Raw genomic sequence first — 24,538 nt, 5'->3', positions numbered from 1 at the left:
ACATTGAGTAAGTAAAATGAAAAATGAAACTATGTATCAGTATAGAAGTATTGATGTTTTTCAAAAAATTATCGAAAGTAAAAAACTACGCCTTACATCAGCCTATCACCAGAATGACAAAAAAGAATTGAAATTATTATTAGATTATATAGAGAAAAAAATAGATATTTTATACAAGGAAGACACTAAACAAACAAATATAAAGAGAATAAATAAAAATATTGTAATTGATTATTTTTTAAAAACAGATGTTTTTATATCTTGTTTTTCTAAAAAAGGAGATAAGCTTAGTCAATGGAGAGCATACGGTAACGATGGAAGAGGCATATCAATAGGATTTAAATTTAATTTAAAATACCATAATTTATTCTATGAAAAAGTTTGTTATGACAATGAAAGCTATATTGACAAAAATAAACATGATATCAATGTTATAATTAATGATATATATAAAAATTTTTCTAAACCAACAATATTAGAATCATATTACATAAATATAATAAATATAATAAAAGAAGCATCGCTATTAAAACACAATGGATTCATAGAGGAAGAAGAATCAAGAATAGTATTTATACCGCTAGGTATTAAAAGTATGAAATACGGAACAAGTATTAATAAAATAATAAATGATACATACAAAAATGATATAAATAATTACAAAAATTGTACATGGGCTGACGAAGAACATAGTGATACATATCAAGAAATAGGAGATTTGAAATTCTATGCAACTCAAGATAATTTAATTCCATATTTTGAATTTAAGTACCTAGAAGAATCTATCCATGAAATTATACTAGGACCATGTTGTACAATAAAAGAAGATGAACTTAAATATTTTCTTGTGCACAATGGATTCAATCTAGACAAGATAACTGTATCCAGATCTTCTATTCCATATTGCAGTTGATATTTACCCTTGACATTACCCCATTTTTGTGGCGTTGTCTGGTTACGGTGCTCGTAACACCTTTTCCCGTAGGCGGACAACGCCACCCGATAGTATGGCTCTTTTTGTGCCTTTTTGACAAAGTCAAGATTCTTTTTGACTTTGGTTTCCTGCTATACTTGCATCCTCTTGATGCCGGGTGTCCCTGATATGTCCAAGCGTAAGCTAAAGGCAGGGAGCCGCACCTACGGGCGGTTACGAACACCCGGCATTCGCTATTCGTAGGCGATGCCAACTCTTTTTTATCCGTAGGAGTTGCATCATGTCACAAGCCCTCTGCTTCAATGAGTTCACCTTCTCCCCCGTCACCCGCGACAACCAGCCTTGGTTCAAGTCTTCTGAACTTGCCCGTGCCTTGGGATATTCTTCCGAAAAGGCGGTTGCCAATATTTACCGCCGCAATGAAGATGAATTTTCCAATGATATGAGCGTGGTCATCAATTCGAGTACCACGGGAATTCCCGTCATGACCCGCATCTTCTCCCTCCGCGGCTGCCACCTCCTCGCCATGTTCGCCCGGACACCCGTCGCCAAGGCGTTCCGCAAGTGGGTTCTCGACGTCATCGAACGGTACGGCGACAGGGTGCCCGTCGATGCCCAGACGCCACCCACAGGCACCCTCTCCCGCATCTCCTCCCGCACCATCGCCGGAGAGCTGCATAAGCGCCACTCCACCGTGCTCGACGCCATAAGCCGCGCCGCCGCCGTCTGCCCGCAACGGGACGCTTTCGTCAGGGGGAACTATGTAGACGCCAAGGGCCAGCGCTGCCCGCAGTATATGGTTTCCCGCGAGGGGATCATCTTCCTCTCCCAGAGCTACGCTGCCCGCCAGACGGACGCATGGCGGAACATTCTGGACACCCTGTCCACCGTGCCGGAAGTCGTCACCCGCCGCCCCGTTCCCCAAAGGCTCCCCGGCCTCCCCGCCACGGAACGCCTGTTCGCCGACATCGAAAAAGCCCTCTTCGCCCTCGACGGTACTGAAAACTGGACGCATATCACCGTGCGCAGGGAACTGAGCGGCATCGGCTCGGTTCCGTTTGAAGTCGAGAAGGCCATCAAACACCACATCAACGCCGCCTGGTACAGCCTCGGGCTGGCGCAGTCATCGCTCCAGGCCGCGCTCGCACTGCGCAAGCTCGCATAACCGTTAAAACGAAAGGGCCGATACCTTCCGGTTTCAGGCCCTTTCGTTTGTGCTGTTTGTCAATATTGCAAGGTGAGGATTCTGTGTAATTTTTCTTTTTGTCAATTTTTACTTGCTTTTAATTTTGACATTTGGCAATATTGATTTTGCCAAACGGCACGAGTCGAAAAGTACGCGTCCCCGGACCGGAATAGTAGCCTTGAAGTGCCGCAAACGCAGCCTCAACAAGTACCAAGCACGGCAAGCCGCAAGCCCACGGGAGCGGGAAAGCAAGCGACGGCAGGGAATGAGGTCAGGGATTGACGATTTTCACCACTCAAGCAAAGGACAGCCGCCATGCACAAAAGCACTCTGGAAACCCATTCCCTTGACGGAGCAAGCCGGATCGTGACGATGGCCGAACGGCTCGCTGATGAAGAGATGGATGCGCTAAAAATGGAAAAGCCCAATGCCATCCCAGGAGAATCCCCTGCATGGAATGTCGCCTATGCCGCTGGCAACGAAGCGCGCCGGATCGCGAACCTGCAAAAAGCGGCGGCGGATACTGTATCCATGCGGCGGGACGAACTGGAAGGAGCCCTTTCCCCTCTGGTATCGTTCAAAAGCATCATGCACGCAGCTGGCCAATGTTCAACCGACGTCGACGCCGGAGATGTCGCGGACGTGATGGATGCTCTGCTCATGAATACCTTCCACCGGGTCGGCGTTCCCGGTGTCATGGGGCTGTAATTGGAGTTCATGCCCTCTTTTACCTTCACAAGACGGAGCGTGCATGAGCTTGCTTCATCTGGAGACGACTTGATATGGCAGAAGATCGCCTTTTGAAGCTCAAGGATTTCATCGGTCGTGTAGGCGTGGTTTCCTCAACGTGGCGGAAGTGGTCACAGGAAGGAAGGGCACCGCAATCCCAAAAGAAGGGGCGGTGCCGGTTCTGGAGGGAATCTGACATCAACGCTTTTATTGCGGGGAAGTGGAAGCCAACCCAACGAGAAAATCAGACCAAGCCTGCATCATTTGGCGGCGCTCGGTAATGTACTCCGCCCGGTTGTACGCTGCACGCACCTTGTTTTCTTCAACATGCGAAAGCTGGCGCTCGATGACATCCGGGCGCCAGCCCATTTCATTCAGAAGGCTTGAAGCCATCGCCCGAAAACCGTGCGCCACATGGATGCCGTCAAAGCCCAAACTCTTGAGTGCTGCGTTGAGCGTGTTCTCAGAAATGGGCACATCCTTTCTCGCCCGCATCGACGGGAACAGGTACTCCCGATGACCTGTGATCTCATGCAGCTCCTCCAGAATCTCCAATACCTGCCTTGACAAGGGAACCCAGTGTTCCCGCTTCATCTTCATGCGCTCTGCGGGAATCACCCAGAGCGCACCCGCCATATCGAACTCCGGCCACTTCGCCCACCGCAACTCGCCGGGGCGTACGAAGGTCAGAGCCTGCACACGCAACGCCAATCGGACAACAGCCGATCCTTTATAATGATGGATCGCCCGCATCACTGCCGTTGCGCCATCCCGATCCACCAATGCCGGAAAATGCCCCTCTTCCCGTGGCGCAAGTGCTCCCCTAAGGTCCCGACAGGGGTCACTGGGGATAAGTGCCGAAGCGACTCCATATCGAAAAACCTGCGAGCAGATCGCGAGTGTCCTGCGGGCCGCCTCCAAAGCTCCCCTCTTTTCAATCGCCTTGATCACGCTCAGGACTTCAATCGGGGTAATGTCCTTCAAAGGGACATTGCCAAGTTCCGGATAAATGTAGCTTCTCAGCCTTTGCTCGACCGTTTCCGTATGACGCGGAGCCCATGTTGCCCGATGAAGCGCAACCCATTCGTCGGCTATGTGCTGAAAGGTTTTCTCCGCATATGCAGTCTTGTTTTTTATGACGCTGGGGTCCCGGCCCGCCGCAACCTGCCTTCGGGCTTCATCACGTTTTTCCCGCGCATCCTTTAAACCAATCTCGGGATAGATACCGAGGCTGATCCGTTTTTCTTTGCCGTTTATCCTGTATTTGAACCGCCACCGCTTGCTGCCGTTCGGCGGGACTTCAATGTACAACCCTTCGGCATCATAAATCTTGTAGACCTTATCCGTGGGCTTGGCTGCTTTGATCCGCGTATCTGTCAGAGGCATTGGGGCAACTCCATGGGTATAGTAGATAGTTGCCCCTATTGTTGCCCCAAAAAAATCGCGGCTGTCAACTTCACTCAACGGCATTCGGCAACACGAAAAAAGCCCCTGAAAGGGGCAAAAAAGAAGTGCCGCCAAGCACTTAATGATGCTTGGCGGCACTTGAAATTACTTCTAATGGCGGAGAGGGGGAGATTCGAACTCCCGGTACCTTTTGAGTACACACGATTTCCAATCTTGTGCATGGGTATCTATACATACGCATTTAGCTAAAAACAAAGGATATTACGGTACAAACTGGTATACACCAAACATCTACACAAAGTAAATCACGCATAGAATCACGTATAGAAAATCCCCCTCTCATAATATGCCTCATCAGGGGCAGAACATGGGAGGGGGATTTTTTGTGTCTTCAATCCGGCTTTTTCGCCACGAATCGGATCTCATCCCGGTGCTCAGGCAGCCACCTGCATTTGTTCAGGCACCACCACGGCGTGATGATGAACCGACCATCGGCTTTTGCCTTTCTGTCGGGATGTGCCCCCGACACGGCACAATCCAGAGAACACAGCATCAGGGCTTGAACGCGCTCACCGTGTGGGCAACGCAAGTTTTCCTCTTCTTCGGGCATGGGTAGTGGCATGACCTTCCTCCTTGTTTCTAAAGAGTCTAGCCATGCCTACGATTTTTGCAAATCACGGCTCTACAGGCCACGGACACGCCGGATCATCCGGCCCATTCCACGGAAATCCCGGCTGTTGCGGCAAATCGCGGAGCGCTTGCCGATAGACCTTGATCTCTTCAAGCTTGTCAGTATCAAGAGGATAGTCCAGCATGACAAGGTAATCGGTTGCGGTAATGCGCCTATCACGCTCGGCGCGTACGCTAGCCGCGAGTTCTTCGGTCGTCGGTATGGGCGGCGTGTACGGCTGTTCCTCAGTCACGCATTCGGGATGCGCCTCGGCGTAGGCGAACACGGCGTCCCATTCCTCCGCGAACTCGGCGGCATAGGGATAGACGTGGTATAGTTTCCCGTTCTTTGTAATAACGTATGAATCGTCAACGGTTCGGTGGATAATATGCGAAAAATCAATCATTTTACCCTCTTTTTATGCAACACGAGCACAAAGCCCGGCGACCATGTAGTCTGTGGGTGCGTTCTGGATGACTGTGCCCCCGGCAGTATTGGGGTAGTGCTTCACAGCGCCTTTGCCGCCACTGTCGTTGAAGCAGATACACACGACATTATATGTACCACCGGACGGCACGGTGATTTGCGGACCTGAGAGATTGACGACCCATTGCACGGCTGGAGCGGCTATCAGAGCTGACCCTGCGCTGTTTGCATAGTTTGCAGTATCAGCGTTCCCAGCAGTATCTGCCTTTCCGTGAACCGCCCTACCGTCAAGATAGAGTTCTCCGGTGTCCGGAGAGTAACGCATAGCATAGCCAGCATTGGAGACATTTCCGGAAAAGACTATCAGTCTAACATTATCAGCAAATAACCGACTAATTCTGACATCGCTCGTCAAGACTAAATCGTGTGACGACAACGTATACCGCATTCCGTCTTCTGAGACGTAAACGCCAAGCGAAGAGATCAACCCGTTACTGTTTCGAGCATACATCTGAGAAACTTTAAGGTTCCCCGTACTATGTACAAAATCATGGCCTCCCATGATATTGCCATTTTTATCGAGATTGTACAGCCCAAGTTCTTGCTCCGTAGCTGGCGCAGTCCCGATGGTATCAAGCATATTCTTGATCGAAAGATTGCCGGTCACCGTCCCGCCGGACAGGGGCAATTTGGACTGTGCGGCATCGTATGCAGTCTTGACAGCAGTTGCCGATGCAGCCGTCGTCGAATCTGTCGAGCTCACGCTGTCGGTCAGCTTCGCCGCGAGAGTCACGTCAGCGGAGAGCGGCCCGCCGCCAGTGAGCCCCGTTCCGGCGATGACCCGCCGCGAATCTGGAACAAAGTCGCCGGAGACAAAAGATGCAAGCGAAACCCAGTACGCGCGGTTTGCTTGCTGTGCAGGGTCTTTTGCTCCAGTTCCCGATACATCTGGCCCGGAAGGTTGCAACGCGATGTACTCGACATCATCACTTCCTTTAACATGAGAGCCTGCGATATAGTTCAGCGTAGCTTGCCACGGGTAGACGCATCCGGATTGTTGGAAAAAGGCGTGTTGACCAAGCAAGTTGAAAAGCGCGTTCATCCACGCTCTTTCAACCATGACGCCGCCCGCGTCCGGGTCGACCTGCGTGATGAACGGAAAGAGATCCCGGAAAGAAGGAATACCTTGACCTGTCGGGGTCGTCTCAGGGATCTGCACGGTATCCGCTGCATATCCCAAGACGTTGGGCATGATGCTAGGAGTCGAGGGAATAGGCATCTACAGGGCCTCCATACGGCTGAAAAACGCCGTTGTTGAAATTCTGACCGCCGGATCCGGCGAAACCGAAGGTATGTTTCGGGATGACTTGATAGACGTCATAGCCGACGCCCGCAGGCTTTGGGGGAACGTCATCGCGCAGGAGAAGCGCACGCTCGTATGGCTGGAGCTTGAAGCCGATAACGTAGCGTATTTTCATCGTTCCGACATGCACGACGGCAATATGACCGCGATCCGAGAAAAGCCAATGAACGATCTTGTTCAAATCTAGGAGGCTGCCGTCGGTGATGTTCGAAGCTGCTTTCATCCAGATCAAAAGATGATATGCGTTATCTTGAAGTATGAACGTGTTCGATTTGCTCTCATATGCAAACGGGCCGTGCCCGAAGTTGCTGAGGTTTGCCCCCGCAAAACCGAACGGTTTGATGCCCGTTGCATCCACTGAAATCGTGCGCGGAATGGCAACGATGTGCCCCCACACGTCAAGCCCCCATCCGACCGCCGTTTCAGGGTCAAAGACGGCCTCATAGAACGCCGCAATATCAGCCGTGGGCTCAATGGCGGTATTCATCGATTCGATGAGCGCCAGCAACCGTTCAGAGTTGTCGTACTGCGAAAGTATCGTTTCGCGCCAGTTATCCACGGCCTGGCCTCGCCTCAAAAATGTTCACCGTGACGTTGTCGGAGACGAGCGTGGGGGCTTCATCTATATTAATGGTGATGTAGTCGCCCCACGTTGGCGAACCTTCACCGACGGGCGCCGCGATTTCGATACTCACCAAGTCGGTGACGCCCGTTCCGAGCACGGCGGAATAAAAGCGGCTTGCATACACCGTATCCCCGATATGAACGCGCTGGCCCGTATTTCCGCAGGCATCAGCGGTTTCTCCGTAGAATTCGGCGACAACGGCGGTTTTGATGAGTTCTTCGACGTTGCTCGGCATTGAGGCATTTTTGCGGATAGTCACCTGAATGCCCACCGGGAGCGATTCCGGGCGCTCAAAGAGTACCGTCTCGACCGCTCCGGTTACCGGATCGGTCACAGTGACGCTGGTGTTGCCGTTGTAATCACATCCGGCTGAACAACGGGCGTAAATGGCCTCAGCAATATCACTATCCGTCGCGCTGCCGACGACCGCCACATAGATTGAGTGCGGCTTGAGCGTAACGCCCTGCACTTCAAGCGGCGCGCTGGTTTTGTTCTCGCGCACACAGACATCAAGCACGCCATCCAGATCGCCGACGTTGGCATAGACGGCGGCGGCGACGCTCCGGGCGTTCTTCGCGACGCTGGCGTAGCGCCGGGACTCGAACGCGGCCCGGCTCTCGACGTTTTGTCCGGTGATCCCATCGGCGTTTGTGATCGTATCCCACCCGGGGATGGTACGTACAATCGTAGTCACGGTTCCCTGCCGGATTTCAATCGGCCCCGGAACCTGACAGGCGAACTCCAAAACGATGCTGCCGGACTGCGGGATCGTGCCTCCTGTCTGGCAGATCAAAACATTCCCGTCCGCATCTTTCGCGAGCGCCGGGGCGTCGCTGCCGATGCCGGGAATGACTGTACCGGGAAGCCCCGTACAGACACACGGAACAACTGTGGAGCGTGCAGGCTGCCTGGTCAGGAAGTAGATTTTGGCGAGCGCGTCTTGATAGATACCCTCCGCAGTCTCGGGGTTGAACATATTCGCGAGGAACAAAAGTTGGCTGTTCTTGTCCTGCACGATAGCCGTTTCTGAGGCAATGAGCTGTCCCTGCGGCGTAGCCGGATCCGGGTTCAGCCGATTGTCGAATGCCGCCTGCCAATTCGTTTCGACAGTGTCCCGAACGGTCGCGGTATCGGGGACGACCGGGCCGTTTTCGGTAAAATCGATGCTAGACTGCGACATCTGCGGTTTCCCCCGTTTCCGTGGTGATGCGGATCGTCCCGCTCAAGATGCGTTTTTCAAGCCGAGAAAGCTGCGTATCAGCCTGCGCTACGCCGGGGACTTCAAGCGCACGGGCATTCGAGCGCGCCCGCACGAGCTCGGCGGGAGGGAGGGAACCAAGCTCGCGCATGAAGTACGGGATTCCGTCTTGCTGCGCGTAGTACGGTTCTCCTTGGAATGTGTGTACATACGATGCGACATCCTGCACGATGCGCATAGTCCCCCCTGCCGAAGCAAGATTGCCCCCTACGGAGAGCGTCAAATCCCACTGTCCATTAAGACGTAATGATAGGAGCCCCGAATCTACCACTTCGGCAGTTGCTTGCACTTCATCACGAATATTAGACAGCGCGCGGATATTCAGAACCGCTCGGAAATTCATAAAGCCCCTTCTTCCGCTTTTACAGATTCGGCAAGCCGAGCCTGCGCAGCGGCGACAAGCGTCGCTATGTCCCGCCATTCTCCATCGCCACAGAGCACGTAGTTGGCTTGCCCGGCGGCTGCGGGCGGTACGAGGCCAGACGTTCCGGCGGTCGATGCCGTCGCGCCGTCATACTCAGGCACGGAGATGATCCCGTTGGTGTTTGTGAGTCCGTCGCCGATTTGCTGTTCGGTAATAAGGCGAGTGTATCCGCTGAATCCTCCCCCCTCTCCCATATCGATAGCACTGATAGCGGCGCGGGGGAAACTATGACGTCCAGAAGTTATCAAAAGGGACCCTCTGTATGTAGGCGTCCCCAAGATCATTTCTGCAAAAGGCCCAGTGAACGGAACGTTTGTGGAACCAAAGTTCATTGCTGTGTACATGCCCGGTTTTTCACTGAGCATCCCGGATGAAAAATCGTGCGACCCCTGTGTTTTGGAATTACCAATCTGTCCCCGCGCGCTCGCCAGATCCCCGAGATCCCCACCAATCGCCACATCTTTCACGGTGATCACGCCGCCCGTGTCGGCCTGCGTGGTCTTTCCGTCGACAAGGTTTGAGGCTTGAGCTCGCTCGATCGCCTCGTTTGCAGTGATCTGTGCAGCTATTGCGGTAGACTGTGCTGTGTCTGCGGCTCCCTGCACTTGCTGAAAGAACCGTGTGGATTGTCTCTCGAATTCGCTTCCGGAAAGCGGCCCTGTCGGGGGCTGGTACTGAAAATCAGGCATAACACCCTCCATTACTGTGGTTGTCCGGATATGCCGGAACCGGGCTCGACCCCGGTATGAACATGGTTTTCCAAGACCTTACCGTTGCTCTCAACCGTCCCTCCCGCGTTCGTGAGTCCGCCGGAGAACCGGGCCGGGCCGCCATCACCCTGCGCCGTGCCCGTCCACGTCAAGGATCCGTTGATGCGCACGTCGGCGTTGATGGTGAGGCCATTTTCCGCCGTCAGGACGGAAGTTTCCCCGTGCATCGTCAGTTTGGCCACTCCTTCGATGGTGACGCCCTCGTCGTTGACCAGCACATAGCGTTCCGGCGCGGCGTTTAAGAAGCCTCCGAGATAGAAGCCGTCGCCTTTGTTCATGGCGCGGGCTGACCCCGGATTGACGGTCCCATCCACTCCCCGGCTCTCTTTGAGCGATTCCGTGTCACGCATGGCGTAGACGGCGAGGCCGATGTCGCCCGGCTGCGGGTCGATGACGAGAGCGTTTTTCCCGCCCTGGATACGCAAGTACGGGAGCTTGAAGAGCACGCTCTGCTCCTGCGCCTTCTGTTCGCCCGTCACCAAGTTGACGAGGGGTTGCACGTCGACGAAGCCTACCGGAGAGACACCCGGACCGGATACGGCGACCACGCGCACGGGTTCCGCCGTTGCGATGCGCCCGAGCATCTGGCTGATCATGAAGTCCTGCGCGTTGTACTCGCTGGAATTTGTCGAGAGGCCGCGTTGTCCCTGCATTATTTCTTGTCCTTCTTCGGCTTCGCGCCGGGATAGCTTGCCTTGATCTGGCTTACCCACTGCGTTGCGCCGGGGTAGCCGGCCTGCAATTTGTGGCTCAGGCTCACGATCTGCCAGAGGCCGGAAGCTCGGGGGACGATGCTCTCAATGCGCACCGGGCCGCCAAGCTGGAGCTTCGACTCGTAGATGCCTTTCACCGTCACGCCTTCGTTGTCGAAGCTCGGATAGCCAATCATGCCACTTTTCGCGGACCAGACGGGAGTCGAGCCGCCGTCATCGCTGCGAAGCGTCGCAAGAGGGGAGATGACCATCTCGCCATCGTCCACGATAAGATCGATGCGGGCATCGTGGGCAAGCTGCTGCGCCTGCTCCATCGGACCCCCGACGAGGGCGACATTGCGAAGGGAAACGGACACGCCCCTGTTGACGAAAGCGAGCCCCATTTGCTTCGCGAGCCCCTGCATGAGCGTGGCAACGTCCTGCGCACCCTGCGCCGTCAACGGCGGCACGGGCGTGATGCTGGCGACGTATCCCGTGATGCACTCAATATCGAAAGAGGGATCAGGGGCGGAATTGAAGTTCGGAACGGCGCTCACGATATCGCCGGAGAACGCAAGAGACATCCCGTGCTCTTCATCGCCCGCGTACACGGCAATGCGGTTTTTCGACGCCTGCAACGGCTTGAACGCCAGCGTCGTCAGCGTCTCCATATCGGCAAGGGGCAGGTTGAAGATACGGACTTTGGCCTTGTTCTTCTCTTTCCCGCCGGGCTTCTGTATGTCCACATCCATTCCGAGCCGGATGATCTTGGTATTCGCACCTTGCCCGGTAGCCGTGTTGAAGCCGCCCTCGGCGAGCGTGATGTGCGCTTCAAGCAGCTTTTTGGTGAAGCTCGTGTTCACAGCGTTTCCCCTTCTTCGACATAAACGAGCTGGAATCGGTCGCCGAGGCCCGACCAGTGCGGATCCTCTTCCTTTTGCATATCGACAAAGTAGAGCTGCCCCCGGAAGGCGAGATAGTCGTACAGCTTCAAGCCGACGAGGTTACGGCAGATGAACCCAGACCAGATGACCGTCTGGTCAATGGCAAGGTCGCAGTACAGGTTCACGCCTCGGGAGATAAACCGGAGGGTGCAGTTCTGTTCCCCAAGCACAATCTGGAGGCTCTGGTTCGGCTCATGCCGGAGCGGTACGGTCATCATCCGAAAATCCCCTCGCCCAGCTTTTTCAGTGTGCTTTTTTGCGTCGTCTGCCCCTGCTGTTTCCCTGCATCCGTCGTACTGGCATCAGTCGGATTTTTGGCCTGCGCCTTGCTGATCGGCTTTATGGTTTCGTTGCTGTACTGCGGCTCGACCTGCCGGATCTCTTGCAGCATGATCCCCACAAGCAGCCTGTCCACACCGTTTTCGGCCTTGCGGTCGTAGTCGTAGGAGACAAGGTTGTAGTCGAGAAACGTTTTTTCCGGGGTGACGATGCTCACGAGGTCGGTGCTTTCCGCCAGCTTGTCCAGCGCCTCCAGAAAAGCCGCAAGCTCGTCGCTCTTCCCCGTGCGGCCCATCACGACCGACACCGCCGTGGGAGAAGCGATTTTGTTGTAATCCGCGAAACTCCCTTTCTCGACAGGGTTGGAGCTGATTTTGTTCTCGGACTTGATCGAGCAGGAAAAGAACGTGTCGAAGTCGAGGGCCTTGGCGCCGTCTTTATCGAAAATCGACCAGTTTCCGGGCTGTCCCGGCGGGAGCGAGCCGAATGCCATGTCAGTACCCGAATGCGCTGTCTGCCTGCGCGGTTTGATTGCGCCATGTCCGGTCTAGCTCTTGTGCAAGGCCTTGACCGTCCGTCGCCTGCGTGACGATTTCAATATCATTGTTGAATACCGTTTGCCGACTTGAGTTGTTGACGTTGCTCACGCTTTCCGGGCGCGCATCACCCGCGCGCACCTGCGGCGGCAGAATAGACGGACGCGCATCACCAACCCGCATCGAATCGGCAACGCCGCCGAGCTTGGCCTCTGTCTTTTCTTCTTCCGGGCGCGAAGATTCATCACCGCCGAGCCATTTTTTGATCCAATCTGGAAGCAGGTTGTAGAGTTTTTTTGCTACCCAATCTAACATCGATCTAAGTACATCATAAAGCTTGGTGACACCTTTCCAGATTCCTTCGACTGCCTTGACGACACCCTGTCCAGTCAACGAAAAGATAAGGATGAAGAATTTCGCAACGGCTTTCAGCGCGGCGCCCACGCTTGCAAGGATACTTTTGATGCCTTCCCATAGAGACTTGAACCGCGCCCCAAGCTCGTCCCCTTCACCGAACATCTTCCAAAAATCTCCAAAAGCGGACTCACCGCCTTGGATGTAAGTGATGAGATCATCGATAACCAGCGCAACCGCACCTACGATTGCAATCAACGGCGCAAACGGGGCAATCGCAGCCCATGCCGCAGTCGCCATCGCGGTCAGGGCCGGGAGCATGAGCGTCGTGATGACCCCGGCCAGCCCAGTAAAAAAGAGGATCACGAACTGCTTGTTTTCTTTCACCCACCCGAGGAGGTCGCCAAGTAACTCTGTCAAGAGCGTAATAGCTGGAGACACTATACTGGAAAAAAGAGCTGAGATAGCCTCCCATGCATTTTTGAGACGCTGCTGGGCTTCTTTCTGCTTCTTCGCGTTCTCAATATCTTGCTTGTCAAACCTAACTTTCTCCTTTCCCGTTTTGATCAGCTTTTCAAGCTCTTTTTCCCCCATCATAATGAGTTTGATGCTTTCAGGATCGAAGCTGTACTGAGTGAGAAGGCCGTGCGCTTTGTCTTTCGGCATTTTTTCTACAGCTCTGGCAAATTGCAAAAGTATATCCGCGGATGAAGTGGCCCCTTCTTTAACGCCTTTGAGCGAGATTCCAATATCGTCAACGGCATCCTTGAACGGACCGGAGTCATGGAGAACGGCGTCATACATCCGGTCGCTGACGTCACCGAAAAGCTGAACCAGATCTCGCGTCTCAAGCCCGACTTTTTCCGCTGCATTCTGCCAGCCTTGGAACTCTTTGATGTCCATCCCCAGAGTCTTGCTCGCCGTATCCACTTCAAGGGCTGCTTCGGTAAACTCCGCGAATTGGCTTTTGATAAAGGCAACACCACCAATCACCCCAAGAACCTTCGTGAGTGTTCCTTTAAGATTTTCAAAGCTGAGTGCGCCGGTGTCCGCTGCGTCTTTCAGCGAAACGCCCAATCTTTTCGCGGCGGCATCAAGGGCCTCAAGACGTTCTTTTGCCGCTCCGGTGCGGATAAGCTCCTCGCGCATCCGCTGATACTCTTTCGTAACCTCGCTGATTTCGCGGCCTTTTTGCACGGCTTCCTCAAAGGCGGCCTGCAACGAAGAGGCGGCATCGGCAGACTGGTCAAGCCCTTGGGCACCTTTGGCACCTGCGTCATATGTCGCGCGCCCCGCGTCAACGGCTGCGGCCTGCACGCCGTCCAGCCGCTCCTGTGCGGCCTGCACCTGCGCTTTAAAATCACCTGCTTTCAGCAAGAGGCTGACGACGAGTTCACCTGCGTTCATTGAATCTGCTCCAGAGGCGTTGGTTATGTCCGTCCACGGCGATGATTTCCATCAGCTCGTAGGCATCGGACAGGCCGTACACTGTTTGCATTTCGTGCAACGTCGCGAGGTTCCGGCTTACCGGGATGCCGACGCATCCGGGGAGGTTTGCGTAGTCCCGGAGCCCGAGAGGTTGAGGATCTGCGACAGGCGGGAGGTCAAGCCCTCGCCGCCATGCAAAAAATCCAGACAGACGGCGATAGCCTCCCAACGCAGGCGGTAGATCGTGCCCACATCCTCGACATGGGCGTCGAGGTTTTGCGGGGTGAGCCTGATGGCATCATCGGGCTTGTGGGGGTTCGGGACGCGGTAGATCTGCCCGAGAAGCTCGTCATAGAGTGGTTCGGCCTGTTCCCACCGGAGCCCTGAGAGCCCCCGGAGCCCGGCGGAAAGCAGCGCGGCGGTGTTCGATGACGCTGAAAGCGTTCGGATGTCGGCGGGCATCTCGGAACCGAAGACGGCGAGCAGCGCACGGGCGGCCCATTTTTCCAGCTTGGTGACGGGCATTTCCTTGACCTTGAAGGTCTTCCCGGCGTCGCGGCCCTTGTCGATGGCAATGATCTTTTCGTTGAGCATGACGGCCTCCACGGTTTAAAGCGGACTCGCGGTCCACTGGTCAAAGGTGATGACGAAGGCGCTCGCCTGCAAGGTCTGAGCGGCGTTGGGGCTGGACTGCACGGAGGTGAGGCCGCCCCGTTTTCCGGTGATCTTCCGGTTGATGCTCGGCATGGCGAACTCGGCATTGCAGAGCATCACTTCCCGGGCGGTTTCCTGATACGTCGCCCAGTCTTCCATGATCTGGCGGCTCGGACTGTCCGCCGCGAGAGTGATTGTGACTTCCTTGTTTGTCGGAACCCACCCAAAGGAGGTATGCCCGTCAACGCCCTTTTCCGCGACGACTGGGGTATTCGTGGCGACGCTGACCATCGCGTCGGTGCTGAACCCCTCGATCTGCACGGGACTGTCGTAGAGCCCGGGAACCGTCAGGAAAAGCGTGCAATTTGCCGCTGTAATCGTCATGTTGCCGAAGTTGTCAGCCATGTTTTACCTCATCACTGAATGGCCGTGGCGGGCATGACGATTTGCTGCACGCTGCCGCCGTCCATGTAGTAGAATTTGCATTCGGGGGACTGGCGCTGTCCGCGCACGGTCGCGCCGGGGTCCTTGACCTGCATGTACCAGCCCTGCGTTTCGAGCGTCTGGGAAACGTCCAGCCCGATTTCCGCGAGGAGCTGCACCTTTTGGGTGTTCGAGAGGGTCACGCCCGTGCGGATAGCCCCGAAGTCGAGAAACCGCGTGATGGTGTCGAGACATGCCGTGCGGATCATGCCGTAGCCGCTCTCGTTGTAGGGGATGCACTTTACGGCCTTGAACAGATCAAGGAGGTTAAGCTGGAGGCCGTTTTTGATGGCGATGGCGTCAAGGTAGGTGTCGAGCCAGCCCCATTTGCCGGAAACCTGCCCATTCTGGAAAAACTTGAACTGGCTGGAGGCCGTGGCGAAGTCCGCATAGCAGTTGTAGCCATTGGCGATCAGCGCATCATAGTTCTCGTCGTTGTCGCAGGTTACGGCAAGCCCTTCGCCCTGCTTGAATGCGAAGGTGAGCCGTCCGTTCGTCTCTTCAAAGTTGATGGAGGCCGCCGTGCCCATGACCCACGCGGCGAGTTCAGGCGTGTTGAACACGGGAACCGTCCCGTCGAGTTCGAGCACCTTGGCAATCTGATACCCCGCCGAGGCGGTGGAGCCCGCGACCTGCGCGGCGTTGTCGGTATCCCACATCACATAGGCGAAACGGGTGTCATATCCGGCGCACCACTGGGCGAGCGCGATCTTGTCGTCAAGCTCGGGCTCCCATACCGTGGAGAACGTCACCCAATCGCGGGCGTACAGGAGCACGTTGGTCATGCAGTCGGGGAGCGTCTGGCCAGCCATGCCTACGGACTGGACGGCACCGGACTGTTCGGTGAGCAGAAGCAGTGCGCCGAGGTCGGTCCCGGCTTCCGGCGGCGTCGGAAAGGCCACGGCGGAACTTGCCCCGGTCGTCGGGCTGTCGATCTGGAACGCCCCAGTCTGGCTGGAGTACGTCACCTTCGCCCCGGTCGCGCCCGCCGTCGTGAGCGCGGTCTGGATCGCCTCCGCAACCTGCGAGAAGCTGGTTGCAGCGGACAAATCCACGGAGGAAAGCGTGTGCGGCGTGTTGTCGATGGAAATAACCATCGCGCCGTTGGTGACGGCCTGCAACGCGGCGAGATTGCCCGTATACTTCGCGCCGCGCAGCCATGCGCCCACGGCCTCGCCGTTGTACCGGGCAAAGAAGATCTTGTCCGGGAGGCTCGTCGTGTTCACATAGCCGGAAAAGTACATGGAAGCCATGCTTGCCTCTTCCGAAAGCGAGCCGAAATAATTCGCCACAGCCTGCGCGCTGGCGAACTGCACGACCCGGCCTGCGGGCAAAAGCTCGGACTGCGAAAGCAGGAGCCCGGCGAAGGTCAGGCCCGGCGTGCCGCCCTCGATGATGCGGGGGATGATTTGAACCAGTTTGTCGGCATTGACGCTCATTGCGCCCTCCTTTTGCTATGCCAGCGGATGCACGGAAAGTTCCGCGTCGGTAAAAGTATCCATCTCAACGTGTTCAACGCGGTTCGCCTGAATCAGCACATTGAGCATGAAGCGGGGGTTGTACTGCTCGTCCCCCTCCGCCTGTGTCATGTCCTGCGGGTCTTCGACGTACAGGGGGGCAATCCCGTACGTTTGCAGGAAGCGGCACCCGACGCCGTCGCGCAGGAGCGTTGCGAGCGTCTGGGCACGGTCGGCGGCGGTCGGGCCGTAGACGTCAAGCTGGACACGGCGGCGCTGCGGCTGCACGATGGCCTCCCCGCCGCACTCGGTCTGGTGCAGGTTCGTCGAGAGGCGCGTCATGGTCATCGGGGTGACGAGCACGTAGCTTTTGGTCTTCGGCTTGCTCACACGGTTGACGTAGCCGCGCACCACGACGGCGGAATCGCCGAGGTAACGCTTACAAAAATCGCCGAGGGCCTGCACGAGGATGCCGTCACTCATCGTCTCCCCCTTTGGGCGGTTCCGTGGCCCCGACTTCCGGCGGCGCGATTTCCCTGAGTTTCACGCACCGGATTTTCGTCCAGCCCGCCGTGGGATTCCAGCGCTCCAGAACCTGATCTACCTGCCACTCGGCGCCATCCCAGTAGAGAAGATCGCCGCCCTGCTCCGCCGGACGATCAAGGGCCGACCAGTCCCCTGAAAGATAAAAGTCGTGCCAGATCGTGTTCTGGCGCTGCTGCACGAGGAATTGCAGCGTTTTGTCGGCGACAGGCTGCGGCTGCGCCATGACTTCCACGGCAGGGGCCCATGCCGGGACCTGCTCATACTGCGCGTTTACGGTGAAGCCTGTGGAGACGAGAATCACGACCGACTGAAAAGGGTTCACGATGCCGATAAGCGGACGCACAAGTTCATGGAGATTCATCTTTTGACTACCTCGTAATCGATGGACTTGAGCAGGCTTCCGGAATCGATGAGCGTCCCCTTTCCCGCGCCCTTGGCGTTCTTGCGGCGCTTGGTGGATTCGGCGTTGTCCGGGGGCATATTGCTCTTGATCGTTGCCTGAATGTCGTCTGCCATGCGGCGTCCCACAAGCCGCATCGCCTCTTTCGGAGTCCGTCCGGCTTCCAATGCTTCCGCAAGGTTATCACACCATGCGTCTGCCTTGGCATCGAGCGTCGAGCGCAGGAAAGGCCGGGAGGGGATGGTGACGGTGTGGGCTTTGACCGACGCATCCTGCGCAAAATCACTTTTGCCCTTCTTCACGAACCGATTCCCGACGCTGCCGTCACGCTTCCGCTTGAAGTACAAGGTTTGCGTCCGCTCAGGGATTTCGATTGTTGCGCCGTATTCGTTGTACGCCGCATACTCCGCGACTGGGGTACCACCTTCGCCCCGCGTCGCATTTTCGAGCACCCCGGCCTTCACGACGATATCGGGGGTAATGTACCGCTTGAGCAGCTTTTCGAGTTCTCCGGACACCATTACCCCCACGGATGCCAATACCGGGCGGCATAGTAGCGCCCGCCTACGGCATAGGGCTGGATGGCCTGCCAAAACGTCTGTCCGCACGGCGTCTGCGCGTAAAAGGCTTTCCCGGTGTCCTGGGGCACGGAGAAGCTGATGCTGACAGTTCCTTCCGTCGCCGAGGCCACTGGCCCGGCCTGCCCCATCGGCCACAAGGCCAGCGTCGCCAGATGGCAGACGAGGAGATACAGCAGCGTCTTGCGGATCATGACGCCGTGGGCCGGATCATAAGGAACCGGGGATGAGTTTGTGTTGTCCAAGAGCAGACAGGCGACGTCGAATGCCTGCCGAAGCTGTGCATCGGTCAGGAGGGGCTGCCCGGTCTTCGGATCGACGAAGCACGGGTAGGCCTCCCGGAACTCCTGCGGGGCAAAGACAACAACAGCCACGGTTTAGAACCCCGCCTTGCTCTGGAGCGGTTCGGTCTGCGCCTTGGGGTCGTTCTCCACATCCACGGGCTCCAGCCCGTTGCGCAGTTCCGCCCTTTCGTCGGCCTCGTCCACGGCGTCGGCCTTGCGCGCCTGCGCGAAGATGAGCCCGGACTTGAAGATTTCCATGTGCGGACCATAGGTCTTTTCAATGTATGCCCAATCGTCGGCGTTCACCCGCGTCAGCCCAAACGCGCCCACGGGCAGCACGCCCTTTTCCTTTCCGCGCAGGCTGGCGGCGTTGCCTTCGATGAGCACCTTGCGTCCGTCGGGCATGGGGAACGTGATCCCGGTCGTCCGGTTCAAGGCGACCATCACGGTATCCGTCTTCGTCGCCTGCGTTGTTTCCGGGGCGGTATTCTTTTTGGGTCTGGCCATATCTCTGTATCCCTCCGTTGTTTTGGTCATCATGGCAAAAGAGCCGGGACGAAATCACCGTGAACAAAGTTCGGCTATGCGGCACGGCGAAGGCGGTACTTGCCCAGCATGTTCAGGTCGTTTTTCAGGGCCAGCCGGAAGGCTTCGATCACGTCGACGTGGTACGCCTTCACGCTCCCGAAACGGCTGTCCTCGATTTCCCGGATTTCGTAATCCATACGGCGGGACATATCGGAAAGCTTGCGTCCTGCGACGGAGTACGCGGCTGGCGTATCTGCGAAGACGTCAAGGAACCACGGGATGCCCTTCACGGACTTGTAGTCCCTGCCCCGCCCAAGTTCGTTCTCAAGAGCCGCAGCCTTGCGTACGGCTGCGGAGGCGGTTGCCATTGCGGTGGCCTCGCGGCGTGAACCAATTTCGGCCTTGGTGCGGATTGCCTCGTCGCGCTCGGCTTCGATGCGCCTGATGGTGTCCTGCGCGACCAGCACGGCGCGGGCAAGGATGGCTTCGGGGGTATCGTCCGGCTTGGCTATCAGGTAGCCGCCCGTCTTGCGGATGGAGGGGATGACCTCATGCGTCACCCACCGCTTGAACGCCTTGGCTTCGGGCTTGCGGGAACGCAGGATGAGGGAATACAGGCCCGGTTCGGATACGACGGAAAGATTCCTGACCTGATCCGTATACTGTACGGGGTAGGTCGAAAGCTCGTCTTCATCCAACATTTTTGAAAGGTTACTGGTATCCAGCCCGAGACACCCGCACACGTCTTTCGCCACGAACCACTGGGCCCCCTGATCACTTCTGACGACGCGAAGGGAACCGAATTTTTCATGTTCAAAAAGAGCCAGGGGGGAATTTTCCATCGCTGCACCTCCATAGTGTTTTGGAGATGATGCCGCATGGCGGCGTGGGGGCACACCGTGAACAAGGTTCGGGAAAAGCTCTCTCACCTCTGGCGCTTGACATGGGACATGCGTTATGGCGTCCTACTCGGAAAGCAAGGAGCCGCCATAATGATGGACTTGAAGAGCTTTGTAGAAGAAACGCTGTGCCAGATTGCCGAGGGCATCCACGGCGCGCAGACGCGGTTGCGGGGCTCTGGGGCGCTCATTAATCCGTACTACCATGCTAAAGAAAATGGCCCTGAACGGATCAAGAACCCCGAAGCGTTTCATTCCCAAACCCAATTGCAGACCGTGGCTTTTGATATTGCCATTACGGCCAGCAAGTCTGGCAAGGCTGGAGGCGGTTTTGGCGTGGCCGTGATTGCCGCGAGTCTGAAGGCGGATGGGCACCGGGAAACATCCGATTCTAGCACATCGCGGGTTCGGTTTGAGGTTGTAGTTGATCTTCCTCATCAAAAACCTGAACAGCCGTGAAATCTATCGTGGGTTCCCCCCCCACCATGGAAAAACAAATGTGAAAATGGACAGGCTCGCCCTTGGGGACAAACCCCTTTAACTGCCGCAACACAACCTCAACCCAATAATTGGTATTTTCAACGTACATGCGGACCTTCCTTTTTCAGGATGATGCCCTGAAATCATTCTTGACATCCCCTCCATTGTGTGCCGGTTTGGGAAAAACAGGGAGGGGAATATGTCCTATCTTGTAGCTTATGAAAAACAGCCCGGCGAAGCCTCCAATGAAAGGGAGGAGCTCAACCGCATGTATGGAGCCGGGTATATTCCGATCCGCCCCGGCTTATTTCTGCTCCTCTCCGGGCCTCATGCACAGCAGATCCAGAGCGACCTCAGCAGGGTTCTCGGAAACCTGTCTTTTCTGTTCGTTGCTCGCGTAACCGACGACTATGCTCTGCAATTTCATCCTGAGAATAGCGATGTGCAAACGCTTCTGGAAAACGTGTTGCCGCGTCGGGGTAACATTGAATGAGGAGTGCCCTCAGCCCCTCCATCTTTTTGCTCAAGAAACCGTCATATTCGATAAACACCCCGTTCCCGGTGGGGATGATGCGGGAATCTTCAACCGCAAGATGAAATCCCCTTTTCAGTTCCATTGCGTTCATGCGCTACCTCCTTACGTGCCAATACAGCACATTGAAAAAGGATAGCCCGCAGGACAACGGGGCAGATACCGTGAACAAGGTTCGTACAGGCAAAGGAAAAGCCCCTTTCGGGGCGGAGGGCGGCGGCGGTGGATTTTTGGAACGGCCTATGCCATGATAGCCTCATCTATAATAAGGGGGATGATGTATGGCTACCTACATCAAATTTCTGGCAGGGGACTACGGGAAAGAAGAATATATTTACATTAAAAATAAAAACCAGTTGCGTTGCTCTTCAAAAATGTTTGGAGCAAAGGAACTTTTTCTTTCCAGTATTGCCTCTTGCGAAGTAGCCAATGAAGAATCGGTCAAAAAGCTCGGCGGAACTTTGGGAGGCGCACTTGTCGGCGGCGTCTTGCTTGGAGGCATCGGAGCGGTTGCGGGTGCGGTAGCTGGAGGCAAGACGACTGAGTCTACCGTCATTATTGAGTTCAAAAATGGAAATAAGGCATTGGCAAAGGTGAATAGCCCCATGATGGAGGTTATCCGCGCACACCTTTTTGATGAACAATTGGCCCAAGAGCGTGGAAAACCAACCCCATTTGCACAGCAAAACAAAAAAAAGCCAAGCAAAGCAAAAAAATTACTGGTTCTATTCGTTTGCTTGGTAGTTGCAGGGGCATGGCTCAACTCAAGGCACCCAGAAGGAATCGCGCCCCAAAATACCAATTCCACAAATAGAGCAAAAAACTTAAGCCCTGACTGTGAAAAAATTAAAACAGTCAAAGACTGGGAGCAAGCCGATACCTTCTGGCGCATTGGGCACGAAGAGTGCCGACCAAAGGCCCCCGAATACAATTATACATGGACGCAGAAAGACATTGAGACTTTCATAAAGAAATCCTTACCTACGTACTCCAAACTTGGGGGCTATAAACTGGTTTTTGAAAAAAATTCAAAGAATTGGTGCGCAATAGCTTTGGTTTTCCCCAGTCCTCTTAACGAAATGGATACCCGCAGAATTTCAAATTCGGGTATCCGTGCGTTGGAAAACTTTTTTGATGCGAATGGAGCCGTAAAAATTGTTACGGCCCGCGCTTATGGAAAAGGACAAAAAGGGGATATGATCTCAATGAAAATTCCCGGAAAAGAGTCTGTCCATGAATATGTTCCCAATTATCTAAAAGAGTTACAGAAATAACCTCAATACATGATTTTTTAAGGGGGAGTGCAATGGATTTTTCGGAAAGAATTGCTGAATTGTCGAAAAAGGTAAAGAATCTGGGAGATAGCCTCAAGACCGAAGAGGCCACGAAAAACGCCTTGGTGATGCCTTTCATCGCGGCCCTGGGATACGACGTTTTCAACCCTGCGGAAGTCGTGCCCGAATTTTCAGCCCCCATCGGCGAATATAAGGACGCCCGCGTGGACTATGCGATTCTTGTGGACGGCAAGCCTATCCTTCTTCTGGAGTGCAAGGCTTTGGGCACGTCTCTCGACATGAAGCACTGCAACCAGCTACAGCTTTACTTCCACGGGACGGAAGCCCCCATTGCCATCCTGACGGACGGCAACCGTTACCGGTTCTATTCCGATCTTGAAACAGCCAACAAAATGGACAGCAAGCCCTATATGGAGTTCGTCCTTGACGATATGGATGAAATGTTGCTCCCGGAACTGCGCAAGTTGGCAAAAGGCAAGTTTGATCGGGATGCCTGCATGAGCGCGGCAAACGAACTCAAGTACAACCGAGAGTTCAAACGCCTCATGTCCGAACAAATGGAAACGCCCCACGAAGATTTCGCACGCTTTTTCATCGGACAGACGTATGATGGGCGTATCACGCAAAACGTTCTGGATCGCTTCACTCCAATCCTTACCGCTGCGCTTGACCAGTTCATCAACGACCGCATCAACGACCGATTGAAAAATGCCATGACGCAGCAGAAACCGGAAATTGTAGAGATAGAGTCCGAAGATACCCCACAAGGAAAAGAGCAGGATTCGCGTATAGTCACCACCGAGGAAGAAAAAGAGGCGTATTACCTTGTCAAATCGCTTCTGATGGGCACCGTTGATCCGGGGCGCGTAGCCATGCGGGACAGCATCAGCTACTGCTCCATCCTTCTTGACGACAACAGGCTCAAGCCTCTGTGCCGCCTGTATTTCAACGGAAAACAGTGGAGGGTCGGACTGTTTGATGGGGAGAATAAGGACGCAAAGGAAGACATCGAAAAACTGGAAGATATTATCCCCTTTGCGGATCGAATCCGGGCTACGGCCTTGAAATACGATAACAAGTAAAACTTTCCAACGTGGCGTTGTCCGCCAATGCAGATGAAGAACATCCAGATGCGGGCAACGCCACTGCTTTTCTCTTTACATTTTTCGCGTTTTGTGCTGTCTTTTTTCTACGGTGCTCATCACACCAACAGTAGGCGGACAACGCCACCCGATAGTATGGCTCTTTTTGTGCCCTTTTGCCGAAGTCAAGACTCTTTTTGACTTTGGTTTTCTGCTATACTTGCATCTTCCTGATGCCGGGTGTCCCTGATATGTCCAAGCGTAAGCTAAAGGCAGGGAGCCGCTCCTACTGGCGGTGATGAACACCCGGCATCGTCATTCATCGGCGATGCCAACTCTTAACAGTAGGAGTTGGTTATGTCTCATTCTCTTTGCTTCAACGATTTCACTTTCTCCCCCATAACTCGCGGCAATCAGCCTTGGATTCGCGCTACAGAACTCGCACGAGCTCTTGGGTATGGACGCGAAAATCAAGTTTCGCGTCTTTACCGAAATAACGCCGATGAATTCACGCCAGACATGACGCAACTAGTTGAAATTACCGCACAGCCCCAAAACGGGGCTGAGGGTCGCGCCCGCATCTTCTCACTTCGCGGCTGCCACCTCCTCGCCATGTTCGCCCGGACTCCGGTAGCAAAGGCATTCCGCAAGTGGGTGCTGGACGTCATCGAGCAGTACGGCGACAGGGTGCCCGTTGAACAGCCTGTGACGCTCAACGACGAGCTGATCAGTGCGGCGGAACGTGCCGAGCTCAAGCTCATCGTAGACGCCAAGCTCTCGACATACCCCGCCGCCGTGCAGGGCAAGGCCCGCGCCGAGATATGGGCGAAGCACAACCGCCACTTCCGCATCGCGGAATACAGTCAGCTCCCGGCCCGGCTTATGCCCGAGGCCCGCGAGTTCCTGCTTTCCGTCCGTGTCCGCGCCATCAATGCCATACCCACGGCGGAATCCGCGATTCCGTACCCTGCGCTTCCCGCCTCCAGCGTCTACGCCGCCCGCATCGCGGCCCTCGACCGCCTCGAAGAGGAATGGATCGAATTCGCGGGGGAAACCCGCTCCCGGCTCCACCGATTCGTCAACGAGCTCTTGCGCGTCAAGGAGAGCACTTATCCCGAACTGCTGAACCGGGTATGTTCCCAGCAGAACATCTCGAAGGATCCGCTTCTCGGCATCCTACAGTCCAACTCGTACAACGCCCAGACGTGGATTGACGCGGGAATCTCGGAAATGAGAGCGGCCATCCGTGCCGCGAAGACCGCGAACAGGTTGATGCTAGGATAGCCCTTGACCCC

General features: G+C 55.2%; 30 protein-coding genes. 8 read left to right on the top strand and 22 right to left on the bottom strand.

The window, feature by feature from the left end; translation table 11 throughout:
* Nucleotides 1-16 precede the first annotated feature (16 nt).
* From T370_RS24240 to T370_RS0107220, 3 genes are all read left to right on the top strand, one after another.
* Nucleotides 17-913 (top strand): DUF2971 domain-containing protein, encoded by an 897-nt coding sequence (locus T370_RS24240; protein WP_081847510.1) that lies wholly within the window; start codon nt 17-19, stop codon nt 911-913.
* Nucleotides 914-1,214: 301 nt separating this feature from the next.
* On the top strand, nt 1,215-2,099 hold the full coding sequence (locus tag T370_RS23565) for a BRO family protein (protein WP_051643790.1): 885 nt from the start codon (nt 1,215-1,217) through the stop codon (nt 2,097-2,099).
* Between the two features lie 336 nt (nt 2,100-2,435).
* Complete coding sequence (locus tag T370_RS0107220) at nt 2,436-2,828, top strand: hypothetical protein (RefSeq protein ID WP_029435294.1); 393 nt, start codon at nt 2,436-2,438, stop codon at nt 2,826-2,828.
* Between the two features lie 228 nt (nt 2,829-3,056).
* Here T370_RS0107220 and T370_RS0107215 read toward each other — a convergent pair whose 3' ends face one another.
* The 22 genes from T370_RS0107215 to T370_RS0107100 form a co-directional block, all read right to left on the bottom strand.
* Nucleotides 3,057-4,235, bottom strand: coding sequence for a tyrosine-type recombinase/integrase (locus T370_RS0107215; protein ID WP_029435293.1), 1,179 nt, complete (start codon nt 4,233-4,235; stop codon nt 3,057-3,059).
* 412 nt (nt 4,236-4,647) lie between these two features.
* Nucleotides 4,648-4,878 (bottom strand): hypothetical protein, encoded by a 231-nt coding sequence (locus T370_RS0107210; protein WP_029435292.1) that lies wholly within the window; start codon nt 4,876-4,878, stop codon nt 4,648-4,650.
* A 52-nt stretch (nt 4,879-4,930) separates the two neighbouring features.
* A complete protein-coding gene (locus T370_RS24235; protein ID WP_081847509.1) occupies nt 4,931-5,332 on the bottom strand; it encodes a tail fiber assembly protein in 402 nt (133 codons plus the stop codon).
* Between the two features lie 12 nt (nt 5,333-5,344).
* Nucleotides 5,345-6,631, bottom strand: coding sequence for a phage tail protein (locus T370_RS0107195; RefSeq protein ID WP_029435290.1), 1,287 nt, complete (start codon nt 6,629-6,631; stop codon nt 5,345-5,347).
* Nucleotides 6,609-7,274, bottom strand: coding sequence for a baseplate wedge 1 family protein (locus T370_RS0107190; RefSeq protein WP_051643789.1), 666 nt, complete (start codon nt 7,272-7,274; stop codon nt 6,609-6,611). The genes T370_RS0107195 and T370_RS0107190 overlap by 23 nt, the downstream gene beginning before the upstream one ends.
* Nucleotides 7,267-8,520, bottom strand: a complete 1,254-nt coding sequence (locus T370_RS0107185; RefSeq protein ID WP_029435288.1) for a baseplate J/gp47 family protein — start codon at nt 8,518-8,520, stop codon at nt 7,267-7,269. Before T370_RS0107185 ends, T370_RS0107190 begins: the two co-directional genes overlap by 8 nt.
* Nucleotides 8,507-8,776: a hypothetical protein gene (locus T370_RS0107180; protein ID WP_051643788.1), complete on the bottom strand. Its 270-nt coding sequence runs from the start codon at nt 8,774-8,776 to the stop codon at nt 8,507-8,509. The genes T370_RS0107185 and T370_RS0107180 overlap by 14 nt, the downstream gene beginning before the upstream one ends.
* A gap of 161 nt (nt 8,777-8,937) precedes the next feature.
* Nucleotides 8,938-9,711 carry a hypothetical protein gene (locus T370_RS0107175; RefSeq protein ID WP_029435286.1) on the bottom strand — a complete coding sequence of 258 codons (774 nt, stop codon included), beginning with the start codon at nt 9,709-9,711 and terminating at the stop codon, nt 8,938-8,940.
* A gap of 11 nt (nt 9,712-9,722) precedes the next feature.
* Nucleotides 9,723-10,445 (bottom strand): phage baseplate assembly protein, encoded by a 723-nt coding sequence (locus T370_RS0107170; RefSeq protein ID WP_029435285.1) that lies wholly within the window; start codon nt 10,443-10,445, stop codon nt 9,723-9,725.
* The gene (locus tag T370_RS0107165) at nt 10,445-11,347 is read right to left on the bottom strand and encodes a baseplate hub protein (RefSeq protein WP_029435284.1); all 903 of its coding nucleotides are present in this window, start codon (nt 11,345-11,347) and stop codon (nt 10,445-10,447) included. Before T370_RS0107165 ends, T370_RS0107170 begins: the two co-directional genes overlap by 1 nt.
* Nucleotides 11,344-11,646, bottom strand: a complete 303-nt coding sequence (locus T370_RS0107160) for a phage baseplate plug family protein (RefSeq protein WP_029435283.1) — start codon at nt 11,644-11,646, stop codon at nt 11,344-11,346. The genes T370_RS0107165 and T370_RS0107160 overlap by 4 nt, the downstream gene beginning before the upstream one ends.
* Nucleotides 11,643-12,200, bottom strand: a complete 558-nt coding sequence (locus tag T370_RS0107155) for a phage baseplate protein (RefSeq protein WP_051643787.1) — start codon at nt 12,198-12,200, stop codon at nt 11,643-11,645. The genes T370_RS0107160 and T370_RS0107155 overlap by 4 nt, the downstream gene beginning before the upstream one ends.
* A gap of 1 nt (nt 12,201) precedes the next feature.
* The gene (locus tag T370_RS0107150) at nt 12,202-14,004 is read right to left on the bottom strand and encodes a phage tail tape measure protein (protein WP_029435281.1); all 1,803 of its coding nucleotides are present in this window, start codon (nt 14,002-14,004) and stop codon (nt 12,202-12,204) included.
* Between the two features lie 117 nt (nt 14,005-14,121).
* Nucleotides 14,122-14,619, bottom strand: a complete 498-nt coding sequence (locus T370_RS25365) for a hypothetical protein (RefSeq protein WP_034505984.1) — start codon at nt 14,617-14,619, stop codon at nt 14,122-14,124.
* A 15-nt stretch (nt 14,620-14,634) separates the two neighbouring features.
* Nucleotides 14,635-15,084 carry a phage tail fiber protein gene (locus T370_RS0107135; RefSeq protein WP_029435279.1) on the bottom strand — a complete coding sequence of 150 codons (450 nt, stop codon included), beginning with the start codon at nt 15,082-15,084 and terminating at the stop codon, nt 14,635-14,637.
* Nucleotides 15,085-15,095: 11 nt separating this feature from the next.
* Nucleotides 15,096-16,601 (bottom strand): DUF3383 domain-containing protein, encoded by a 1,506-nt coding sequence (locus T370_RS0107130; protein WP_051643786.1) that lies wholly within the window; start codon nt 16,599-16,601, stop codon nt 15,096-15,098.
* 15 nt (nt 16,602-16,616) lie between these two features.
* Nucleotides 16,617-17,102 (bottom strand): phage neck terminator protein, encoded by a 486-nt coding sequence (locus T370_RS0107125; RefSeq protein WP_029435277.1) that lies wholly within the window; start codon nt 17,100-17,102, stop codon nt 16,617-16,619.
* Entirely contained in the window at nt 17,095-17,526 is a 432-nt protein-coding gene (locus tag T370_RS0107120; protein WP_029435276.1) for a phage collar protein, read from the bottom strand. The genes T370_RS0107125 and T370_RS0107120 overlap by 8 nt, the downstream gene beginning before the upstream one ends.
* Entirely contained in the window at nt 17,523-18,083 is a 561-nt protein-coding gene (locus T370_RS0107115; protein WP_156034366.1) for a hypothetical protein, read from the bottom strand. Before T370_RS0107115 ends, T370_RS0107120 begins: the two co-directional genes overlap by 4 nt.
* 2 nt (nt 18,084-18,085) lie before the next feature.
* Nucleotides 18,086-18,517, bottom strand: coding sequence for a DUF4054 domain-containing protein (locus tag T370_RS0107110; RefSeq protein ID WP_029435274.1), 432 nt, complete (start codon nt 18,515-18,517; stop codon nt 18,086-18,088).
* Between the two features lie 3 nt (nt 18,518-18,520).
* Complete coding sequence (locus tag T370_RS0107105; protein WP_051643785.1) at nt 18,521-18,934, bottom strand: hypothetical protein; 414 nt, start codon at nt 18,932-18,934, stop codon at nt 18,521-18,523.
* 74 nt (nt 18,935-19,008) lie between these two features.
* On the bottom strand, nt 19,009-19,797 hold the full coding sequence (locus T370_RS0107100) for a BRO-N domain-containing protein (RefSeq protein ID WP_029435272.1): 789 nt from the start codon (nt 19,795-19,797) through the stop codon (nt 19,009-19,011).
* A 150-nt stretch (nt 19,798-19,947) separates the two neighbouring features.
* Here T370_RS0107100 and T370_RS0107095 point away from each other — a divergent pair, with 150 nt between their 5' ends.
* From T370_RS0107095 to T370_RS23555, 5 genes are all read left to right on the top strand, one after another.
* A complete protein-coding gene (locus tag T370_RS0107095) occupies nt 19,948-20,313 on the top strand; it encodes a trypco2 family protein (RefSeq protein ID WP_156034365.1) in 366 nt (121 codons plus the stop codon).
* A gap of 220 nt (nt 20,314-20,533) precedes the next feature.
* Nucleotides 20,534-20,827, top strand: a complete 294-nt coding sequence (locus T370_RS0107090) for a hypothetical protein (protein WP_029435270.1) — start codon at nt 20,534-20,536, stop codon at nt 20,825-20,827.
* Between the two features lie 320 nt (nt 20,828-21,147).
* Nucleotides 21,148-22,140, top strand: coding sequence for a hypothetical protein (locus T370_RS23560; RefSeq protein WP_051643784.1), 993 nt, complete (start codon nt 21,148-21,150; stop codon nt 22,138-22,140).
* Nucleotides 22,141-22,172: 32 nt separating this feature from the next.
* Nucleotides 22,173-23,243, top strand: a complete 1,071-nt coding sequence (locus T370_RS0107080; RefSeq protein ID WP_029435268.1) for a type I restriction endonuclease — start codon at nt 22,173-22,175, stop codon at nt 23,241-23,243.
* Between the two features lie 357 nt (nt 23,244-23,600).
* Entirely contained in the window at nt 23,601-24,527 is a 927-nt protein-coding gene (locus tag T370_RS23555; protein ID WP_081847507.1) for a BRO-N domain-containing protein, read from the top strand.
* Nucleotides 24,528-24,538 lie beyond the last annotated feature (11 nt).

It is taken from the genome of Bilophila wadsworthia ATCC 49260 (assembly GCF_000701705.1).
GTDB lineage: Bacteria > Desulfobacterota > Desulfovibrionia > Desulfovibrionales > Desulfovibrionaceae > Bilophila > Bilophila wadsworthia.
Note: the sequence above shows the minus strand (reverse complement) of the source record. Positions and strands in the feature narration are given on the sequence as shown.

Bases quoted from the DNA above. Each gene is read 5' to 3' on its own strand.
- T370_RS0107135 (WP_029435279.1), bottom strand. From the start codon at position 15,084: ATGGCTGACAACTTCGGCAACATGACGATTACAGCGGCAAATTGCACG.
- T370_RS0107160 (WP_029435283.1), bottom strand. From the start codon at position 11,646: ATGATGACCGTACCGCTCCGGCATGAGCCGAACCAGAGCCTCCAGATT.
- T370_RS0107215 (WP_029435293.1), bottom strand. From the start codon at position 4,235: ATGCCTCTGACAGATACGCGGATCAAAGCAGCCAAGCCCACGGATAAG.
- T370_RS23555 (WP_081847507.1), top strand. From the start codon at position 23,601: ATGTCTCATTCTCTTTGCTTCAACGATTTCACTTTCTCCCCCATAACT.
- T370_RS0107150 (WP_029435281.1), bottom strand. From the start codon at position 14,004: ATGAACGCAGGTGAACTCGTCGTCAGCCTCTTGCTGAAAGCAGGTGAT.
- T370_RS24235 (WP_081847509.1), bottom strand. From the start codon at position 5,332: ATGATTGATTTTTCGCATATTATCCACCGAACCGTTGACGATTCATAC.
- T370_RS24240 (WP_081847510.1), top strand. From the start codon at position 17: ATGAAAAATGAAACTATGTATCAGTATAGAAGTATTGATGTTTTTCAA.
- T370_RS0107120 (WP_029435276.1), bottom strand. From the start codon at position 17,526: ATGAATCTCCATGAACTTGTGCGTCCGCTTATCGGCATCGTGAACCCT.
- T370_RS0107185 (WP_029435288.1), bottom strand. From the start codon at position 8,520: ATGTCGCAGTCTAGCATCGATTTTACCGAAAACGGCCCGGTCGTCCCC.
- T370_RS0107180 (WP_051643788.1), bottom strand. From the start codon at position 8,776: ATGCGCATCGTGCAGGATGTCGCATCGTATGTACACACATTCCAAGGA.
- T370_RS0107125 (WP_029435277.1), bottom strand. From the start codon at position 17,102: ATGAGTGACGGCATCCTCGTGCAGGCCCTCGGCGATTTTTGTAAGCGT.
- T370_RS0107090 (WP_029435270.1), top strand. From the start codon at position 20,534: ATGTCCTATCTTGTAGCTTATGAAAAACAGCCCGGCGAAGCCTCCAAT.
- T370_RS0107175 (WP_029435286.1), bottom strand. From the start codon at position 9,711: ATGCCTGATTTTCAGTACCAGCCCCCGACAGGGCCGCTTTCCGGAAGC.
- T370_RS0107155 (WP_051643787.1), bottom strand. From the start codon at position 12,200: ATGGCATTCGGCTCGCTCCCGCCGGGACAGCCCGGAAACTGGTCGATT.
- T370_RS0107095 (WP_156034365.1), top strand. From the start codon at position 19,948: ATGATGGACTTGAAGAGCTTTGTAGAAGAAACGCTGTGCCAGATTGCC.
- T370_RS0107210 (WP_029435292.1), bottom strand. From the start codon at position 4,878: ATGCCACTACCCATGCCCGAAGAAGAGGAAAACTTGCGTTGCCCACAC.
- T370_RS25365 (WP_034505984.1), bottom strand. From the start codon at position 14,619: ATGCTCAACGAAAAGATCATTGCCATCGACAAGGGCCGCGACGCCGGG.
- T370_RS0107130 (WP_051643786.1), bottom strand. From the start codon at position 16,601: ATGAGCGTCAATGCCGACAAACTGGTTCAAATCATCCCCCGCATCATC.
- T370_RS0107100 (WP_029435272.1), bottom strand. From the start codon at position 19,797: ATGGAAAATTCCCCCCTGGCTCTTTTTGAACATGAAAAATTCGGTTCC.
- T370_RS0107080 (WP_029435268.1), top strand. From the start codon at position 22,173: ATGGATTTTTCGGAAAGAATTGCTGAATTGTCGAAAAAGGTAAAGAAT.
- T370_RS0107220 (WP_029435294.1), top strand. From the start codon at position 2,436: ATGCACAAAAGCACTCTGGAAACCCATTCCCTTGACGGAGCAAGCCGG.
- T370_RS0107195 (WP_029435290.1), bottom strand. From the start codon at position 6,631: ATGCCTATTCCCTCGACTCCTAGCATCATGCCCAACGTCTTGGGATAT.
- T370_RS23560 (WP_051643784.1), top strand. From the start codon at position 21,148: ATGGCTACCTACATCAAATTTCTGGCAGGGGACTACGGGAAAGAAGAA.
- T370_RS0107170 (WP_029435285.1), bottom strand. From the start codon at position 10,445: ATGCAGGGACAACGCGGCCTCTCGACAAATTCCAGCGAGTACAACGCG.
- T370_RS23565 (WP_051643790.1), top strand. From the start codon at position 1,215: ATGTCACAAGCCCTCTGCTTCAATGAGTTCACCTTCTCCCCCGTCACC.
- T370_RS0107105 (WP_051643785.1), bottom strand. From the start codon at position 18,934: ATGGCCAGACCCAAAAAGAATACCGCCCCGGAAACAACGCAGGCGACG.